This window comes from Bacillus cereus group sp. MYBK5-2, from assembly GCF_051915685.1.
Classification (GTDB): domain Bacteria; phylum Bacillota; class Bacilli; order Bacillales; family Bacillaceae_G; genus Bacillus_A; species Bacillus_A cereus.
In genome coordinates this window covers 138,635-157,890 of record NZ_JBQAFE010000002.1, presented here as the reverse complement: position 1 = coordinate 157,890, position 19,256 = coordinate 138,635, and the positions used below count along the sequence as shown (strand labels likewise).

Sequence of the window (19,256 nt, the reverse complement as noted above, 5' to 3'; positions counted from 1 at the left end):
TTTCTCATTCTTCCTTCTTTGGTTTTCCTTCTGGATAAGGTGTGTTTTCAAGTTGATCTCCAACCCACATCGTTCCATCTTCCCAAAATTCTTTTTTCCAAATTGGAACGATTCGTTTTATACGTTCAATCGCGTACTCATTCGCTTCATAAGCTACTTTACGATGCGGTGATGAAACTGCAATGACTACCGCAATATCCATTATTTCTAGCCGCCCTACACGGTGCGTAATTGCTACTTTTGCATCCAGCCATCTCTCACTAATTTCTTCACCAATTCTCATAAGTTGTTTTACTGCCATCGGTTTATATGCTTCATACTCTAAATGTAGCGTTCGTTTTCCTTTTGTTAATTCTCTCACCGTACCAATAAATGTTGTAATCGCACCTGCTTCCCTTCTTGCGACTTTATTCGTTACTTCTTCAACTAAAATCGGTTTATCTACAATCTCAAATAGCACTTGTCCCATTAAAACCACCTCTCACTTTATGAAATGTCCAAGGCCATTCACTACCTTCGTTATCTTCTAATAAAAGAACATCGACAAACATATCTTTTTTATATCCTCTTGTCCCGCCCGGCAATACCATAAACGCGTTGGATTCTGCCAATGAAGAAACTGAGCTAGATTTATCAAACCCTGATGGATAAGCGATTAATTTCCCCTCATCATATTGCAATTTTGCTCGTACAAATCTTGTAAATGGATTCGGTTTTAGAAAATCTTCTCCTAATAACGCTTTTTCTCTTTTTAAATGTACTTTTTCACTAAACATATACGTCCGAATACACGGTCTTACGAATAATTCAAACCCTACGTAACAAGCTGATGGATTTCCTGATAAACCAAATAATAACTTGCCATTTAATTGTGCTACAGTCGTAACACTTCCTGGTCGCATGGCAACTTTATTAAAAAGAACAGATGCACCTAACTTTTCGTAAATAGCTGGTAAATAATCATAATCTCCTACTGATACACCGCCCGTTGTAATTAACATATCTACTTGGCCAAGCGCTTCTTTCACAGCTGTAAAACACGTATTAAAATCATCACAAAACTTCCCAAAATATTTTACTCTTCCGCCCGCTCTTCGAATTTGAGACAATATCATGTACGTATTACTGTTTCGGATTTTCCCTGGCTGTAATGAATCATTGACATCCAGTAATTCACTCCCAGTCGCTAACAGTCCAATTACAGGCTTTCTCGCAACTGGTACTTCACTATAACCGAATGTAGCAAGAAGAGCTGAAATACCTGGATTAATGTACGCTCCCTTCTTTGCAAGAACTGTTCCTTTACGAGCATCTTCACCTTGAAAAGAAATATTGTCGCCCGTTTTGAATGATCGCTTCACTTCCATATAATTGTTGCCATTCTTCTCATATTGACGAGTCAGCTCTAACATAACAACCGCATCACACTCATTTGGAATTTGTGCTCCCGTCATAATTCGAACTGCTTGAAACGGACCTACTTTCTCATGGAATAGGGATCCTGCACCAATTTCACCCACTACTTCAAATACAATTGGCGTTTCATAACTTGCTAAATTAGTATCTTCTGCTCGAATAGCAAATCCGTCATACGGCGAACGATTAAATGACGGTACATCATGGTCAGCTACTAAATCCTCTGCTAGTATACGTCCATAAGCTAATTCAATTGGTAATAGCTCCTTTAAGCCTTTATCAGCAAATCCCATCACTTTACGAACAGCTTCTTCAACCGTAATTGGCACTCTTCTTTCCATTGTTGACACCCTCTCTATTAACCGAATACGCGATAATATAGTTGTTTCGCTTTCGAAATATCATTTGTACCATGAATAAAAACACGACCATCTCGAAAAACAACCACGCGGTAATCATCGAATCGGCAAGATAGTAAATACGGATTCCGATCTACTTTCCCCAGTTTTTGTAATACTTTTTCTATATCATCAAAATGGTATTTCCTATTGTCTACTGTTCTAATTTGAACTGTATTTCTTCCGCATAAAACAGCAGCTTTCGTTTGACTTTCGTATGATAAATAAGGATAAGTTCGATTCAAACCGCATGAGAGACAAGCGTCTGTTTTTATTTTTCCTAATTTTATAAAATGATTTTGATTACTCCATATATCAAACATGAAAAATGTTTTTCTAATTGCTGAGAAATCTTCCACTAAAATTTTGAGCGCTTCTGCCACTTGATATGCTGCGACGATTTGAACAGTCGGGCTAATAATCCCAGCGGTATCACACGTCACACCTGTAACAGGGATATTTTTCAACATACAATGTAAACACGGTGTCTCTTGCGGAATAATTATATAACTCATACCATATGATCCAACGCAAGAACCATATACCCACGGAATATTATGTTTTTGTGATAAGTCATTTATTACAAATCGAATATCAAAATTATCTGTTGCATCAATGATTACATCTACATTTTTTAATAGACCTTCCATATTTTCTGAAGTTGCATCCATTACGAAAGCATGTATTTGTACTTCCGAATTAATTTGTTCTAGCCGATTTTTTGCAGCAATTGCTTTCGGCATTTTCTCTCTCGCATCTTGTTCAGAGTACAATTGTTGCCTTTGTAAATTACTCCATTCAACGTAGTCACGATCAATAATCGTCAACTTGCCAACACCTGCACGTACGAAACTTTCGGCACTTGCACTTCCTAATGCGCCTGCCCCTACAATTAACACATGTTTATTTCGAATTTTTTCTTGTCCTTTACTCCCAATTGGTTTGAACAACTGTTGCCGTGAATACCGATCAGCCATTACATACCCTTCCTCTCAAGAACTCTATTTCATATTAGAATGTTGTTTCTGATAACAAGCAAAGTAAGCAAAACCAACAAACCCAGCTCCTCCAATTACATTTCCGATAAAAACAGGAACAAAATTTTTAGCCAGATCCATCCACGTTAGATGACCAGCAAAAATAACAGCGGAAATGACAAACATATTTGCTACTACTTGCTGAAATCCAATCACTACAAATGCCATAATTGGAATCCAAATTCCGATGATTTTCCCGACAAAATCACTCGTCCCGTAAGCGAGCCAAAGAGCAAGACAAGCGAGCCAATTACAACCAATTGCTAAAATCAAAGTCCTCCCAAATGATTCATGTAACTTCCCTTCCGCTATCGCTACCGTTTTATTTAAATACTCTCCCTCTGTTAATCCGCCAAGATGTCCAAAGCAATACGCAACGAAAATTGCCCCAATAAAGTTCATGAGAGTAATCCAAACCCAGTTATTCAGTACACTTATCAATGTAATTTTCTTTGCATAAAGCGCCATAGACAGTGACATCATATTTCCCGTAATTAATTCTCCTCCTGCTAATACTACGAGCATGAGTCCAACAGGAAATACTGCTCCTCCTAAAACATTCACTAGACTTCCCCAGCGCTCAGGTAAATTCCCTAAAACTCGAATGTTAAGTAAAAAACCTATCGCAATAAACGCTCCTCCTAAAAAACCGAGAATAAGCATCGCTGGCAATGTCTGTCTTACTTTTTGAACACCGGCCTCAATGACAAGCTCAGCAATTTGTTCCGGCTTATGAAATGCCATTACCCATTCCTCCATTTTCTCCAAATAAAAAAGCAGCTTCAAAAAACCTTCTCAAAATAAAGGTTTTTGAATGCTGCTTAATTTCTCTGCACATCTTTTACAGAGATATCAATCATCACTTTTACTATAAAATAGAAAATCCACAACTCTTGTAAATTTTCCATTTTTCACTATGACGCTAGCTTTATATATTAACCACCGATATGTGACATTTCAATTTTAGGTATTGTTTTCTTATTTGTATGATTTAAGCGTTCATCTGAATAACGATCTTCCCTATTATTCCATATATTGCGTACTACATCTGTAATGTCCTCATCTGTATGTTCAGAACGAAGCAATTCTCTTAAATCACTTCCTTTAGAAGCAAATAAGCAAGTATATAATTTTCCTTCTGCAGAAATACGAGCTCTCGTACATGATGAGCAAAAAGAATCTGTTACTGATGAAATAATACCTATCTCCTCATCGCTTCCTATATAACGATACCTAGTAGCCACTTCACCTGAATAATTTGCTTCTATCCGTTCTAACGGCATAACTTGATGAATCGTATCTACTATTTCTTGTTTAGAGACGACCTCTTTTAAATCCCAACCATTATAATTTCCAACATCCATATACTCAATAAAACGAAGAATATGCTTATTTTCCTTAAAATATTGCGCCATCTGCAAAATGTCCTGTTCGTTTTTTCCCTTTTGAACGACCATGTTTATTTTAATTTTCATTCCAACTTCAGCTGCAGCCTGTATTCCTTCCAGAACCCTTTGCACTTTGCTCCTATTACCATTTAAATAGAAAAACCGCTCTTCTTCTAAGGAATCTAAGCTAACTGTTACACGTGATAGTCCCGCCTTATATAAATCAGGAGCAAACTTTTTAAGTAACGATCCATTGGTTGTTAAACCGATATCTTCTACACCATCAATTTTATTAAGGCGCTCAATAAGCTTTGGAAGCCCTCTTCGAAGTAACGGTTCTCCGCCTGTAATCCGTAATTTTCTCACACCTAAAGAAACGAAAATACGTGTTATCCTTTCAATTTCATCAAAAGATAAAATTTTATCATTAGACAAAAACGAGTAATCAGGACCAAATATTTCTTCTGGCATACAATATCGGCAGCGAAAATTACAGCGATCAGTAACTGAAATACGTAAATCCTTTAACGGACGTTGCAACTTGTCTAATGTAACTGATTTCATCTTCATTGCCTCACTTTTATTTTATATTTAAAACACGTTCTGGATGGGTATATACATTTAAGGAGTGATTACGAATAAATCCTATTGTCGTAATACCTAAATCTTCCGCTAGTTGCAAAGCTAACTCAGTTGGAGCTGATTTTGATAGTATAATTTCACAACCGATTTTTGCAACTTTCAATAATATTTCCGAAGAAATACGACCACTAAAAACAATGATTTTATCTTTTATAGAAATATCGTTTCTTAAACAATAACCGTAAATTTTGTCTAGTGCATTATGCCTACCAATATCCATTCGGCTTAAAATAATACCATTCACATCACATAAAGCTGCATTATGAACCCCACCAGTACGATGAAACGTATCCGCAGATTGCTGCATTTCTTTCATTAACCGAAAACAATCATCGGCAGCAACCTGTACATGGACACCCTTCATTTTTTTTGCACTTAGTGCATCATTTGCAAAAACAAACCCTTGCCTACTCATACCACAACAAGACGTAATATAGCGTTTATTTTGCATTTGTTCATAATACGGATTTACTTTTGTCGTTGTTACATGCACAAATCCTTCTTTCTCCTGCACCCATACACTATCAATATCTTCATACTTCCGAATGATTCCTTCAGACGCTAAGAAGCCTATTACCATATCTTCTATATATTCTGGAGTACTAACCATTGTAACAAACTCCTGTCCGTTCATTTTAATGGTGACAGGAAACTCTGTTACAATGCTGTCCTCTATATATTTAAATGCTCCTTGTTCATAACGAAAGATTTCTCTTTCTACCTGTATCGGTTTCACGATCAGTATCCTTCTCTCACGTTATATTTTTATCAAAAACAAATACAGAAACTGCAATATCTTCTTCTACTTTCATATCTGAAAACAAATTCACTAATTTCGCTCCAACAAGTTCCTCCAAATGTTCACGGGAATTCGCAGCATACACTTCTTGAATCATTTTCGTTCTAGCCATATGAACCATTTCCGCACCGTCCATCGTACTTGAAATAAATTTTTCAGTAGGTGTTAAGTTTCCATAAAGAGTCGCTATAGCCATATTTTCCGCAAAAACAGTATGAATTCGTTCTGGTCCTTTTCCGAAAAGTTCCTTTCGAAGTTTTCGTATCATATCATTAAATTCATGTACTTTTTTTGACATACAATTATACCTCCCAAAAGCCTCATTTTACTCTATTATATATTTTACCAAAATGAGCCTTCCGCCCAAACTATTTCCTACAAATATTTGGGCGGAAAGGTTCACTTCATGAAGTTTATTCGTCTTTTAACCCTTTCCCCATACCTTTTAAGAAATGAAGCCCAAACCCGATAGCACGGTTAATATCTGGGTCTTTCAATACTTTCATAAGATCGAATACCCCTACTTTTTTATTACTTTCTAGATGTTCATTACCTTCTTCTAGCCCGACTAATAAACTACCTATAAGCTTTTTCGTAAGTTCTGGGTCAAGTTCAGTTAACGCACCTGCAGCGCCCATCATATTATTAATTAAATTTGTAACAGGCTCACGAGTTACTTGACCTAGAACAATTTTCGCAATTGGTTCTTTCGCTTTTAGCATTGAATTTGCAGCTTCTAGCATTCCAATGTCATTTAATTCCCCTACTATATTAAACATCTGATTTAGAGCTTCTTCATTATTAGTTAGAAGCTCTTTTAAATCATCTAACTTTTGCTGTTTTATTTCTTCCTCAGTTAATTCTTGTTTTTGAATCATTTTTATAGGTGCAGCCATAGTTTTCTCCTCCTACTTATCCGTTAAATGCACATACCCTGGACGTGCCCACTTACGATGTACCTCAATTCCAGCTTGAGGGTGACGTTTTTTATTGCGTGGGTTCGCTTTTGGCATCGGATTTTCGCCATCAACTTCTAATACTTCCATACGTACTTTTGTTTGTTTATACGCAGGTGTATTCGTACGTACATCCACAGCAGGACCTGTTAAGAAATTTATTGCCGTTTCGTTATCTGTAGAGTTCATCGGTAAATATAACTCATTCGCTTTTACACGATCTGTAACGAGTGCACGTAATTTTAATGCTCCAAAAGGAGAGACAAGACGAACTAACGAACCTGTTTTTACGCCACGTTCTTTTGCAAGGTCTGGAGAGATTTCAACGAAAACACCAGGTACTTTCGTTTGAATACCTGTTGATTTATTTGTCATATTCCCTTCATGGAAATGCTCAAGCATACGACCGTTGTTAATGTGAAGGTCAAACTCAGCTGGAAATTCAGCTGGACGTACCCAGTCAGCAATCGCAAAACGAGCTTTTTTATCTGGGAAGTTAAATCCGTCTTGGAACAGAAGTGGTGTATTCGTTCCATCAAAACTTCCCCAATGGAAACTGTTCCATCCTTCAAGCACTTCATAGTTCGCTTGCGAGAACATTGGTGATAAACTTGCCATCTCAGCAAAGATTTCACTTGGGTGGCTATAATTCCAGTTTGCACCTAGTTTATTCGCAACTTCCTGGACGATCCACCAGTCTGGTTTCGCATCTCCTAGCGTAGGAAGAACTTGATATAATCTTTGGACACGGCGCTCTGTATTTGTGAAAGTACCTTCTTTCTCAAGAGATGGCGCTGCTGGTAATACAACATCTGCATATTGAGCAGTTTTAGAAAGGAAAACATCTTGCACAACGAAGAAATCAAGGCTCGATAACACTTCATGTACATGATTTGCATTAGAATCTACAAGAGCCATATCTTCTCCTACAAGATACATTGCTTTCATTTTTCCTTCGTCAATTGCGTGAAGCATTTCGATATTATTAAGACCTGGTTCACTATCAATTTTCACTCCGTAAGCAGTTTCAAATTTCGCACGTTCCATTTCGTTCGTAACGTGCTGATATCCTGGAAGCCATCCTGGTAAAGTACCCATATCACAAGCACCTTGTACGTTATTGTGGCCTCGAAGTGGGTATGCACCTGCTCCTGGACGACGATAGTTCCCTGTTGCAAGAAGTAAGTTTGAAATTGCAGCGGAAGTATCAGAACCACCTGTATTTTGCGTTACCCCCATACCCCAAAGGATACATGTACCATCTGCATCACGAATCATTTCAGCCATTTGAATAAGTGTTTCTTTTGAAATGCCTGTTACTTCTTCTGCATATTCAAGTGTATATTCCTCTAGGCTTTCTTTGAAATCTTCAAAGAAGTTTACATTCTCATTAATGAATTCCTGATCATGCCAACCTTGATCGATCATATATTTCGTAACAGCCATTAACCAAACTTGATCTGTTCCTTGTTTTGGACTAATAAAGACATCTGATCGCTCTGCCATTTCGGTTTTACGAAGATCAGCTACAATTAACTTTTGTCCGTGTAATTTATGTGCACGTTTAATACGTGTAGCTAGAACAGGATGACCTTCTGTCGGATTACATCCTACAATAATAACAAGACCAGATTGCGCAATATCTTTAATCGTTCCGGCATCACCGCCCATACCAATTGTACGGAACAAACCATCCGTTGCTGGTGATTGGCAATAACGTGAGCAGTTATCAATATTATTCGTTCCAAATACTTGTCGAGCTAATTTTTGAATTACATAATTGTCTTCATTTGTAATTTTAGAGGAAGAAATGAATCCGATAGAACCTTTACCGTACTCTTCTTTAATAGCGCCTAATTTATTTGCAACTACATTCAGTGCTTCTTCCCATGTAGATTCAACAAACGTTCCATTTTTACGAATTAAAGGTTTTGTTATTCGTTCTTTAGAATTTACGAAATCCCAACCAAATTTCCCTTTTACACAAGTGGAAATTGCGTTAACTGGTGCATCTGAAGATGGCTGTACTTTAAGAATTTTACGCCCCTTCGTCCACACTTCAAACGAACAACCTACACCACAAAATGTACATACTGTTTTCGTTTTCTTCGTACGAGTATCACGCATGGCCGCTTCCACTTCTGATACCGCAAAAATACCGCTATATCCAGGCTCAACTTCTTTAATTAAATCTACCATCGGTTCAAGAATATCTGGTTTTAATCCCGTCATAAATCCAGCTTCACCGAGCATCGTTTTCTCCATTAAAGCGTTACAAGGACAAATCGTTACACATTGACCACAGCTAACGCATGAAGAATCATTAATATTTACTCCTTCATCCCAAATAACTCGTGGGCGTTCCGCTTCCCAGTCTATCGATAACGTTTCATTTACTTGTAAGTTTTGACACACCTCAACGCATTGACCGCATGCAATACATTGATTAGGATCATAGCGATAAAACGGATGCGTCATATCAACTTCACTTACATCTACTTTCGGTTCATACGGATATTTTTGATGTTCAATTTCCATTAATTCTGCTGTATTATGCAGTTTACAGTTCCCATTGTTGTTGTCACATACTGTACAGTATAATAAATGATTTTCTAGTAACCGATCCATCGCCTCTGTTTGTGCTTCTTTTGCGCGAACAGAAGCACGTTCAATGTTCATACCTTCCATCACTACTGTCGAACAAGATCGCATTAACTTTCCGTCAACTTCTACAATACAAGTGTCACATGTTTGAATAGGATCTACTTCTGGCACGTAACAAATTTGCGGATGTTCAATCCCGTTCTCATTAATAACACCCAATATCGTTGAACCGGGCTCCGCTGTATACTTTTTTCCGTCAATTGTAATATGAACCATGTTGTTATTCATGGTCTTTCCCCCTTTTTGAGAATAAAAAAACTCCACCACGAAAATATACGCACCGCATTTCGGCACGTTATTATCATGGTGGAGTAGTTTATTAGCACATCTTGCTAAAATACCAATCCATTTATTCATAAATAAAACGATAGAGTCATAACAGGTCATATCACGATTCCATCTTTAACACTATAATTATAGCGTTAAAGTTAAAAATATACAATATAAAATTTAAACTACGCATATGTCAGCTTGTAACTATCCATAATAACCCATATAAAGTGAAACTTTAATCAGTGGGGGTTTTCTTCATCCCCCACTGATTATCAGCCCTCACCAATCGGGATAAAACATAACAAGGAGTAAGCGAACAAATGGGGTCTTTTAATAAATGGATTCGTGGTGAAAAATCTTTTTCTACCCAAGAGCAAGCTGATTACGCATTAAATAAATCTATCTCTTCTTCCCTTTCCCTTAATTTAAAGCACTTGTCCAAAATGTTTAGCGGTATTCCAGAATTAATAACACGCACTTTTCCATTAAAAAACGGACAGGAAGCTGCACTTATATATATGGAAGGACTTGTAGACAAAACTGTTATTAACGTAAACATTCTTCGTCCTCTCTTATTTAAAGAGTGGAATGAAGACGATTTTTGGGAAGCCTCTGTTTCTATCGGAAATATTAAAAAAGTTCAACAGTGGACAGACATTGAACAATCTCTTTTACACGGAAAAAGTATTTTATTTATAAACGGACAACTATCCGCTTTAGAGCTTGATACGCAAGCGGCACCAAAAAGGAGCATTGAAGAACCTACAACAGAGAGCTCCATAAAAAGCTCACACGAAGGATTTAATGAAGTAGCGAGCGACAGCCTTGCACTTATTCGTCGATATATTCCAAATCGCGAATTGAAAGTGAAGGAATTCACTGTTGGTGAACGAGCTACTTCAAAGGTTTTTTTGCTTTATCTAGCAGATGTTGCGAACGAAAATGTCGTAAAAGAAATGGCATCCCGTATCGAGTCAGTAAAAGTTGATGCGATTCTTACTACTGGTGAATTAGAGGGGTTGGTTGAAGATAATTCCTTTACTCTCTTTCCGCAATTATCAATAACTGAACGCCCTGACACAACAGCACATCATATTCTAGATGGGCGAATTGCCGTTGTTGTAGATCGCTCACCAGGCGTATTAATAGGACCTATGACCTTTTCATCCTTTTTTCAGACGATAGATGATTACAGCTTCAGACCCATGATTCCATCTTTTATACGACTTCTTCGTTTCACTGGGCTATTTATTGCAATATTTGCTCCTGCTCTTTATATTGCTATGATTTCCTTCCATTATGAAGTGATTCCGCTCAAATTGTTGTTAACGATTGGAGAATCTCGAGCCAAAATTCCTTTTCCTCCCATATTAGAAGCTTTATTAATGGAATTAGTTCTCGAAATGCTCCGAGAAGCAGCGATTCGGCTTCCTGGGCCTGTTGGACAAACAATCGGCGTCGTAGGAGGAATTGTAATTGGACAAGCTGCCGTTCAAGCTGGGATTGTTAGTAACGTTATGGTTATCGTCGTATCAATTACTGCGGTTGCCTCCTTCATTATTCCTAACTTAGAAATGTCAGCAGGAATTCGACTTCTTCGATTCCCAATGATGATAGCCGCCTCTTTATTTGGCGTCATTGGAATTATGGTTGGGATGGCAATCATTATTATTCATATACTTTCTATGGAATCTCTCGGTGTTCCTTATGGTAGTCCTTTTTCTCCGTTATTTGCTTCGGATTTAAAAGATACCCTTGTACGTTTCCCATGGAAAATTATGAAGAAACGACCACTATCTCTACAATTAAAACAAGATAACCGGCAAAGAGATGTTGAGGAAAAGGAGGATAATAAGTGACAAAACGTGCAAAGAGGGAGATTAGTTTATTTCAATACATTTTAACGATTAGTGGTGTTCAAGTAGGATTCGGTGTCCTTACACTTCCGCGTGAAGTTGCACAAGGGGCAAATACAGATGGCTGGATGTCTATTATTATTGGATGTGCTCTCACTACTTTAGTCAGTTTATGTATTGTGAAAATTATGGAAAATCATCCTGGATATACTTTACTCGATGTGCTGACTCGTTATCTTGGGGAGTGGCTAGGAAGAGTAGGAATGATTTTTTGGATTTTATATGCTGTCCTTGCAGCTATTTCCTTAATTTTTTCCCTCTTATACGTTATTCACATTTGGATTTTACCTAGAACTCCAATGTTTTTAATTATGATTTTACTATCTATTCCAATGTTAATGCTAGCATGTAAAGGCGTTCTTATTATAAGTCGCTATGCTGTTTTCACTGTATTTTTCACACTATGGATGCCTTTTCTATTGTTTATTCCGCTTAAAGATGGGCATTGGATTTATCTTCTTCCTCTTCTTAAAGAAGGCTGGATACCAGTTTTAAACACAGTAAAATCAACTATCATTGCGTTTCTCGGATTTGAGTTTGCATTTGTCCTTTATCCTTATCTCAGTAATAAATCATCTGCAAAAAAAGGAATTGTTCTTGCGAATTTGATTACGCTATTTATTTATCTTCAAGTCACGTTTGTCTCTTTTGTTTATTTTAGTCCAGATGGTATAACAAAGTTTTTATGGCCGACCCTTTCTCTTGTTACACCATTTCACTTCTCATTTCTTGAGCGATTTGAAATTATCTTTTTGTCATTTTATCTCTTTATTATTTTTGATTCCTGTATTCCTTATATTTTCACTGCTTCAGATGGAATTAATCAATTACTTAACAAAAAAAGCAGTTCATTACCTATTTATGTTTTATTATTCGGGTGTATTTTCATCTTATTCTTTTATATCCCTTCCTCTTACCAAATAAGTTCGTTGCGAGAATTTTGGGGAACTGCAAGTTATTTTATCGTTTTTCTATTCCCAGTCGTATTTCTCTTATACATGACACTTTATCAGCATTGGAAAAGGAGAAGAGTTTAAATGAGGCGCTTTATTCATTTCACTATACTTTACTTTCTCATAACCTTTTTAACAGGCTGTGGAGATCGACTCGACTTAGAAAAACAATCGATTTCATTAATTTACGGCTTTGACGCAAAAGCAAAAGGAAAATTAATTGTGTACCACGTGAATCCTATTTTTAATGAAGACGTAGAAAAAAAGTACGAAACACATGAAGCGAAAGTACATACACCTCGAGAAGCAAAAGCAACGTTTAATAGCTCAAGTGGTGGTTTAGTATCTACAGAAAAGTTACAGCTCATTTTATTTAGCACAAATTTTTTAAAACAAGAAGGGGCTATGCCTTACCTTGATGTTTGGTATCGTGATCCTAAAAACACTGGAAACATGCGCATGGTTGCAGTAGACGGTCCAATTTCTTCAGTTATATATAATAACTTTAAAGATAAGCCTGCCCTTCCCGAGTATTTAACAGATTTAATTAACACGAACAAACTGTACAATCGGACCGTTTTTACGACATTCCATGAATTTCACAGGCAAACGTTTAATAAAGGTATAACACCTGCTATTTCAGAAATAAAAAAAGGTAAAAAGGATGTTATCGTTACTGGTTCCGCGCTATTAACTTCTCGCGGAATTTATAAAATGTCATTAAATCGTTATGAAAGCGCCCTTCTTCTTTTGTTACAAAAGAAAGCGAATACACCGGTTTCGCTTACATTGAAAATCCCTTCTACTTCAGTTGAAAGTAATAGTGATTTAAAAGATACCGATGGCCGCGATTTCGTAACAATAAATGTTCTTAGCATGAATCGTGATATCCATACAGATTATAGCGATAACCACTTCAAATTTCATGTTAAAATGGATTTGAAAATTGCTGTCTCTGAACTTACATTCAATATGGATATAGACAAAGATAGAAAGAAATTAACTTCTCTTATTACAAAACAACTAAACAAAGATTTGAACGATTTAATCCACAACATTCAAAAACAGCAACTTGATCCATTCGGATTTGGTGATTATGCGAGAGCGTTTCAATATAAAGAATGGAAACAAGTCGAAGATGATTGGCCGAGTGCCTTTTCAAAAGCTAATGTGAAAGTGGCACCAACTATTAAAATTTTAGAAAATGGGATTATTAAATAGAAAAAACACGCTACTTGTTCTTATATGAATAAGTAGCGTGTTTTCATTTCCATTACAAGTATTATTTCAATGGACTATACTTTATTTCTATTTCTAACATTACTATGTTTTTTAGCATATACAAAATATATGAAAACCCCTATTATAATCCATGCCACAAAACTAATTAAAGTAAGCTTAGAAAGGTTCAAAGCTAAATATATACAACTTACTATCGAAACGATAGGTAAAAAAGGTACTAGAGGAGCACGGAATGGCCTCTTCATATTAGGATGTGTCTTTCTTAATACAATGACAGCTATAGATACAAACACAAATGCTGTTATCGTTCCCATATTCACTAAATTAGCTAATAAATTCAAATCCACTAATCCCGCTAATAAAGCTGCTAGTATACCTGTAACCCATGTATTAAAAAATGGAGTTTGTAAACGTTTATGGACACTTGAAAGTCTTTTTGGTAACAATCCATCTCGACTCATCGAGTAAGATACACGAACAAATGCAAACATAGCTACTAACAGAACTGTTGTTAGCCCTGCTATCGCTCCCACCGATAACAACCCAGCAATTCTATCTTCTCCTACAGTGCGCAACGCATATGCAACCGGATCAGCAACATTTAATTCCGTAAACGGAACCATTCCAGTTAACACGAATGAAACACCTACATATAGAACCGTACAAATGAACAAGGAAACAAGTAGCCCAATTGGCACGTTACGTTGTGGACGCTTCACTTCTTCTGCGGCTGTTGCAACTGCATCAAATCCTAAAAAAGCAAAAAATACAGTAGCAGCGCCTCCTACCACACCGTGAAAACCAAACGGTAGAAATGGTTGCCAATTCTCTGGTCTTACATATTGTGTCCCTACAACAATAAATCCTACAATAACAGCCAGTTTAATAATAACCATTATATTATTTATTCGTGCACTTTCTTTTGCACCACGGCTTAATAAAAATGTAACAACTAAAATAATAAGAACTGCTGGTAAATCAATGATTCCACCCTTCCCCATTCCTGGTGCCGAAGCAAAAATCGTAGGAATGTGAATATTAAAACCTAGTAGCAATGACTGAAAATATGCTGACCAGCCTGCTGCAACCGCAGAAGTCGCTAATAAATACTCCAGCATAACACACCAGCCAACTATAAATGCAAAAATCTCACCTAGTGTCATATATGTATATGAATATACACTTCCCGAAACTGGAACTGTAGATGCAAATTCAGCATAACAGAAAGCTACACATGCACATATAATTGCCGCTAATACAAAAGATAATACAATCGCCGGACCAGCATGTTTCGCTGCTACAATACCAGTTAATACGAAAATACCTGTACCAATAATTGCTCCAATCCCTAAAAGAGTTAGATCAATCGCTCCTAAAGTTTGATTCAATACTTTTTTCTTTTCTTCATCCATTGCTTTCTTTATGAAAAGACTCATTCTTTGAAACCTCTTTTTCAAGTTTATCTCTTACTTGTTACATTCTTTATTACTGTTCTATTTTAAAAATAAAAATATACATAGTTCACTTCCCCTATAGACTTAGTAACCCACCTCAAAAAAACAGAAAAATCAATCTCCTTATGGCATATTGAATTTTCAAAATATTAATGGTACAAAAAAACCATTAAGAATGCTGATTGAATTTATCATACAATTAATTATATTGTCAATAATAAATCAATCAAAAATAATCGGTTGATTATGTATTAAATGTTATTTTTATACATAATCATTTTCTCAAAAACATTGTTGTTTTCCACCTTAATATTCATACACATTTTATTACATTGATTTTCATACAATTTTCATTGCATACAATGCAATGAAAATCATAATAACCTCAAATGAATTATTATTTAAAAATAATAATTCATTTGAGGTTATTTTACCATTTTAATACTAACAAAAAAGTGCAGATTTTCATCTGCACTTTTTTTATTCTTCCGCTTCAGCTTCTGCACTACTATTTTCAAGATGCTCCTTCTGAGCTTCCTCTTGCAGCTCCGCTGAAATCATCCCATAATAAAGTTCCGGATATAACCCAAATATTTGATATACACTTCCTAAAAACGGCATCAGAATCCCTCTTTTCTAAAGTTGTATTGCCACTTTTAAGGATTCCCTTTTCATTCATTATACATTCGTTTTTGACGTTTCTTCTTCATCTTGAACACCTAATAAATTTTGCCATTTTTTATACGGAGCGCTATTTGGATCTACATATCCTTTTGCATGCGAGCGATCCCACAATTGTTTAATAAACATTTCTTTCTCTTTCTTTGCCACCATATCGGCACCTGTACCGTAATAGTTCTGGAAATACAACTCGATTTCATCAAGGAATAGTCTTAATAATTCATCTGATGTTTCTTCTAACGTCGGATCATACTTCGCTTCACGGTCATACATTAAAATCATATCTAAAAGATTGTGGACATGTTCTTTTCTAAGCCATCTTACATCTTGGGCTCCTAATACGAACGGATGTGTATATAAATGTCCACCTTGTATCATCGCCTTTTCTTGCTCTTCTTCAAATCGGGACAAGATGTTTTCATAAATAAACGGATTATGAAGCAACGCTCTGTGTAATTTATAACTTTCGCTTGAAATATTTTTCCCCATCGACTGAATTAAAAAGCTACGTCCTACACCGTTATATTGATACACAAACTGTCCATCAACAGCAACTAAACTAATCCAGCGATACATATATGCGTATAGTAATGCACGATTACATTTATCATAATCTAATTTTGTTTGAGTCGCGTTTAAATCTGGCATAAAGGCTGGTAAGTGCCAATACTTATCTAAATGCGGCGTTAAACTAGATTTTTTACTATTTAATTTGTTTACACGGCGATAATACGATTGGAAATAGTCACCTTTATCATTCATAAATCCATTTGAAATATGTCCTGATGATAATTTAGGAAAGTCTTGCAGCGATAAGCCGTAATGCGCTCGATAACAGATCACTTCAAATGGCGAAAAGGCTTCATGTACTGTATCTTTTTCTTTAAACATTTCTTGAATTAATTCCTCTTGCAACTCTTTCTTTAAAGAAGGATGTATACCCCAATATTGTAATTCCCTATGATGGGCAACTTTCGGAACGAATGGACTCGCTAAATGGAACAGGTCTTCAATTTTTTCACGAACGTATTCATCGCGATCACGTTTCTTATAATCTGCTTCTTTTCGCAACGCTTCAATAATATTCAGTTCTAATTTATCACGATAGCGTACTTGCAGTTCGTCATAACAATAGCTCAGTATATGTTCTCGGTAGAAATCCTCTACCTTTTTCGACTGAATCTCTTCTGTTTTCGCATCACGACAATATTCTCCGTACAAACTCATATAAATTTCCGCTGATATATCTTTCGGTAGTACACCTAAATTTAAATGTTGCTGCATATCTTGCCATATCTTTTCTTGCAGCTGTTCCTCAGCTAATACATATACATTCGTCGGGTTTGTTTTCCCTTCAAATTCCTTACTGCGCTTTTGGATTTCAAACAGTAAATTTTCACGTGTTTCATGTAAATTATCAAAAAATCTTTCCCAATATTGAATCATTTTATTAACTGCTTGATATAGCGATTGATATACAAGTTCTAATAGCATTTCTTTTCGATATTCATTTAATTTGTGTACATATTGCGTTACGATGTCTTCAAATTCTCTTTTGAATAAACGTTGCTGATTATTAATCATTTTTCCGAACCAGCCTTGTTGTTGAGCAATTTCTACTCGGCGTACAGCCGTTACCGTTCCATCAATATTACCCACATTAAATTTTTTATCGTAATTTTGAATTACATTACGCTTTTGTTCATTATTTTCATGTAGTCGATTCATTTTTTCTACTAACTGCTTTCGAATTTCATATAACATAAAACGTGCTGCTACTGGGTGAACGGGATCTGTTTTCTTTAAAAACCATGTATTTAATTGATAGGACTGCCCTTCAGAGCCACTTGGTGAAAAGCGGTCTGATTCAATCATGTCATATAAAAGTGTCGTTACATGTTCATGTACCCGGCTCGGAATCGCATACGCATATAAACGAACCGCATGATCCACTCTTGCCACTTCACCCTTCATTTGTTCCATCATTTTCAGTTTCGTAGCTGAAATTTTACACTCATGTTGCAGACGATTTAATTCCTCATCTTTTTGCACCGTTCGTTGTACATAACTTTCTACAGCTTCTAAAAACAGTTTTGATTTCGCAACTCCGAGCTTACCACCCTCTGCTCCTTCACGTGTTTCATTGTACATTTGTCTATAGAAAATATGAGCTTGCTCTGGACGGGTAGCAAGATGCTCCAAGTCCTCTAAATAACTTTTACCTCTCTCCGGCTTTTCACGTTGCATCCCACGTTTTACATCTTGATCGTATCTTTGCTTCTTCTCTTGAAACAGTTGATCTAAATGAAGCCACGATTCATCTAAACCTTGCACAGCCCATTTTAAAGCACAATATTTTAACACATGTTCATATGGATAAATGAGTTTTGCCGTTCCTGCCCCGCAATATCGTCCTTTTCCGCTTGATTCTGCTAATTGCTGAATTTGATTGTCTTCCTGTGCAAAATGACTTGTGGACATCGGGCTAAATAACTGTAAATAAATTGTATTTGCCATCTGTTCCATATAGTCTGATAAATTGTGTAAATGGTGTCCATGTAGGTTTTCGTAATCGTATAAGAAACAATAATTGTACGGTAAATGATGTTGTTTAATTGTATGATTCGTTCTTCCGTCTTCATCTACTTGATCAGGGCGATACTCTAATTCAATTGTTACACCGCCGCGTTTTGATAATTCTCCAGTAGACCCGAGCGTAATAGCATGTAATTCTTTTAACGATGCATAGCCATTTGCTTGCACCGTTTCAAATTCTTTCGCGCTAACCGTTCTCGTCTTTACTAAAACATCCGGCATTAAAAACGCACCGCGTATTAAAATGTTATGATGCTGCAATTTCTTCCGAAGCATTTCACGTAAATATAAAGCAATTTGTAGAAACATCCCTGAACCTGTTCCGCCTGCTAGTGATGTTACTATAATGACACGCACACCATATTCCGTTTGATCACTTGTAACCGGAAAGATTTTCTCGATTTCTTGCCAAAAAGACGTCAATTTATCTTCTTTCATCGCAGCACGTAACGCTAAACGTGAAATGACGCGTAACTGTCCTGCTCCTTCTGTTAATGGTTTATCAAGTATAGTCGGATCCATCGGAAACCACTCTGGGATCGTTGGATCTCCCGCAATATACTCCCTAGGCGTTTTACTAGAACTTGTTTGTGTCTTAAACTTTCGAATATGATCGAATTTACTTAATGTATTCACATCTGTATCAAATACGTGCATTGCTACCTTTTTCCGGCGCTCTTCAGGCAGTTTTTCATATATTTGATGCGTCACAGTACTACCGATTCCACCTAAACCAATTAATATTGTTGGAACTTGTAATGTCATGTGAACCACCTTCCTATTCTTGCTTGTTTGAAAAAAGGGAAAGAGGATCAATACTCCATCCCCTTCTTATCCCTACC

Annotated in this window: 15 protein-coding genes; 3 read left to right on the top strand and 12 right to left on the bottom strand. The window is 36.4% G+C overall.

Features of this window, described 5'->3' with window-relative positions:
• Positions 1-4 precede the first annotated feature (4 nt).
• The 9 genes from moaE to fdhF all read right to left on the bottom strand — a co-directional run bounded on the left by moaE (position 5) and on the right by fdhF (position 9,528).
• Positions 5-469 carry a molybdopterin synthase catalytic subunit MoaE gene (gene moaE, locus ACTFP3_RS09110; protein WP_000531881.1) on the bottom strand — a complete coding sequence of 155 codons (465 nt, stop codon included), beginning with the start codon at positions 467-469 and terminating at the stop codon, positions 5-7.
• Positions 450-1,757, bottom strand: a complete 1,308-nt coding sequence (locus ACTFP3_RS09105) for a molybdenum cofactor synthesis domain-containing protein (protein WP_326036421.1) — start codon at positions 1,755-1,757, stop codon at positions 450-452. The genes moaE and ACTFP3_RS09105 overlap by 20 nt, the downstream gene beginning before the upstream one ends.
• A gap of 17 nt (positions 1,758-1,774) precedes the next feature.
• On the bottom strand, positions 1,775-2,791 hold the full coding sequence (locus ACTFP3_RS09100; RefSeq protein ID WP_326036422.1) for a molybdopterin-synthase adenylyltransferase MoeB: 1,017 nt from the start codon (positions 2,789-2,791) through the stop codon (positions 1,775-1,777).
• Positions 2,792-2,815: 24 nt separating this feature from the next.
• Positions 2,816-3,595: a formate/nitrite transporter family protein gene (locus ACTFP3_RS09095; protein WP_440010131.1), complete on the bottom strand. Its 780-nt coding sequence runs from the start codon at positions 3,593-3,595 to the stop codon at positions 2,816-2,818.
• 191 nt (positions 3,596-3,786) lie between these two features.
• Positions 3,787-4,803, bottom strand: coding sequence for a GTP 3',8-cyclase MoaA (moaA, locus tag ACTFP3_RS09090; protein ID WP_324659731.1), 1,017 nt, complete (start codon positions 4,801-4,803; stop codon positions 3,787-3,789).
• A gap of 16 nt (positions 4,804-4,819) precedes the next feature.
• Positions 4,820-5,617 carry a formate dehydrogenase accessory sulfurtransferase FdhD gene (gene fdhD, locus ACTFP3_RS09085; protein ID WP_266003183.1) on the bottom strand — a complete coding sequence of 266 codons (798 nt, stop codon included), beginning with the start codon at positions 5,615-5,617 and terminating at the stop codon, positions 4,820-4,822.
• 16 nt (positions 5,618-5,633) lie between these two features.
• Positions 5,634-5,978 (bottom strand): DUF2294 domain-containing protein, encoded by a 345-nt coding sequence (locus ACTFP3_RS09080; protein WP_000039582.1) that lies wholly within the window; start codon positions 5,976-5,978, stop codon positions 5,634-5,636.
• Between the two features lie 115 nt (positions 5,979-6,093).
• Entirely contained in the window at positions 6,094-6,576 is a 483-nt protein-coding gene (locus ACTFP3_RS09075) for a DUF1641 domain-containing protein (RefSeq protein WP_000729897.1), read from the bottom strand.
• Between the two features lie 12 nt (positions 6,577-6,588).
• A complete protein-coding gene (gene fdhF, locus ACTFP3_RS09070; protein WP_440010126.1) occupies positions 6,589-9,528 on the bottom strand; it encodes a formate dehydrogenase subunit alpha in 2,940 nt (979 codons plus the stop codon).
• A gap of 365 nt (positions 9,529-9,893) precedes the next feature.
• Between fdhF and ACTFP3_RS09065 the strand changes: the two genes are divergently transcribed.
• Genes ACTFP3_RS09065 through gerSC form a run of 3 tightly spaced genes read left to right on the top strand, consistent with a single transcriptional unit; the run spans position 9,894 to position 13,663 of the window.
• Complete coding sequence (locus ACTFP3_RS09065) at positions 9,894-11,432, top strand: spore germination protein (protein ID WP_440010124.1); 1,539 nt, start codon at positions 9,894-9,896, stop codon at positions 11,430-11,432.
• A complete protein-coding gene (locus tag ACTFP3_RS09060; protein WP_000166518.1) occupies positions 11,429-12,526 on the top strand; it encodes an endospore germination permease in 1,098 nt (365 codons plus the stop codon). The genes ACTFP3_RS09065 and ACTFP3_RS09060 overlap by 4 nt, the downstream gene beginning before the upstream one ends.
• The gene (gene gerSC, locus ACTFP3_RS09055; protein ID WP_440010121.1) at positions 12,527-13,663 is read left to right on the top strand and encodes a spore germination protein GerSC; all 1,137 of its coding nucleotides are present in this window, start codon (positions 12,527-12,529) and stop codon (positions 13,661-13,663) included.
• Between the two features lie 74 nt (positions 13,664-13,737).
• Here the strand turns inward: gerSC and ACTFP3_RS09050 are convergent, their stop codons facing one another.
• The 3 genes from ACTFP3_RS09050 to ACTFP3_RS09040 form a co-directional block, all read right to left on the bottom strand.
• On the bottom strand, positions 13,738-15,120 hold the full coding sequence (locus ACTFP3_RS09050) for an APC family permease (protein WP_000051652.1): 1,383 nt from the start codon (positions 15,118-15,120) through the stop codon (positions 13,738-13,740).
• 498 nt (positions 15,121-15,618) lie between these two features.
• Positions 15,619-15,759, bottom strand: coding sequence for a hypothetical protein (locus ACTFP3_RS09045; RefSeq protein ID WP_001116192.1), 141 nt, complete (start codon positions 15,757-15,759; stop codon positions 15,619-15,621).
• Between the two features lie 57 nt (positions 15,760-15,816).
• Complete coding sequence (locus tag ACTFP3_RS09040) at positions 15,817-19,179, bottom strand: tubulin-like doman-containing protein (RefSeq protein WP_000175124.1); 3,363 nt, start codon at positions 19,177-19,179, stop codon at positions 15,817-15,819.
• Positions 19,180-19,256: the final 77 nt, after the last annotated feature.

Coding starts and splice junctions, on each gene's coding strand:
- ACTFP3_RS09105 (WP_326036421.1), bottom strand. CDS start 1,757: ATGGAAAGAAGAGTGCCAATTACGGTTGAAGAAGCTGTTCGTAAAGTG.
- fdhF (WP_440010126.1), bottom strand. CDS start 9,528: ATGAATAACAACATGGTTCATATTACAATTGACGGAAAAAAGTATACA.
- moaE (WP_000531881.1), bottom strand. CDS start 469: ATGGGACAAGTGCTATTTGAGATTGTAGATAAACCGATTTTAGTTGAA.
- ACTFP3_RS09075 (WP_000729897.1), bottom strand. CDS start 6,576: ATGGCTGCACCTATAAAAATGATTCAAAAACAAGAATTAACTGAGGAA.
- ACTFP3_RS09050 (WP_000051652.1), bottom strand. CDS start 15,120: ATGAGTCTTTTCATAAAGAAAGCAATGGATGAAGAAAAGAAAAAAGTA.
- ACTFP3_RS09080 (WP_000039582.1), bottom strand. CDS start 5,978: ATGTCAAAAAAAGTACATGAATTTAATGATATGATACGAAAACTTCGA.
- ACTFP3_RS09065 (WP_440010124.1), top strand. CDS start 9,894: ATGGGGTCTTTTAATAAATGGATTCGTGGTGAAAAATCTTTTTCTACC.
- ACTFP3_RS09095 (WP_440010131.1), bottom strand. CDS start 3,595: ATGGCATTTCATAAGCCGGAACAAATTGCTGAGCTTGTCATTGAGGCC.
- moaA (WP_324659731.1), bottom strand. CDS start 4,803: ATGAAATCAGTTACATTAGACAAGTTGCAACGTCCGTTAAAGGATTTA.
- ACTFP3_RS09100 (WP_326036422.1), bottom strand. CDS start 2,791: ATGGCTGATCGGTATTCACGGCAACAGTTGTTCAAACCAATTGGGAGT.
- ACTFP3_RS09040 (WP_000175124.1), bottom strand. CDS start 19,179: ATGACATTACAAGTTCCAACAATATTAATTGGTTTAGGTGGAATCGGT.
- gerSC (WP_440010121.1), top strand. CDS start 12,527: ATGAGGCGCTTTATTCATTTCACTATACTTTACTTTCTCATAACCTTT.
- ACTFP3_RS09045 (WP_001116192.1), bottom strand. CDS start 15,759: ATGCCGTTTTTAGGAAGTGTATATCAAATATTTGGGTTATATCCGGAA.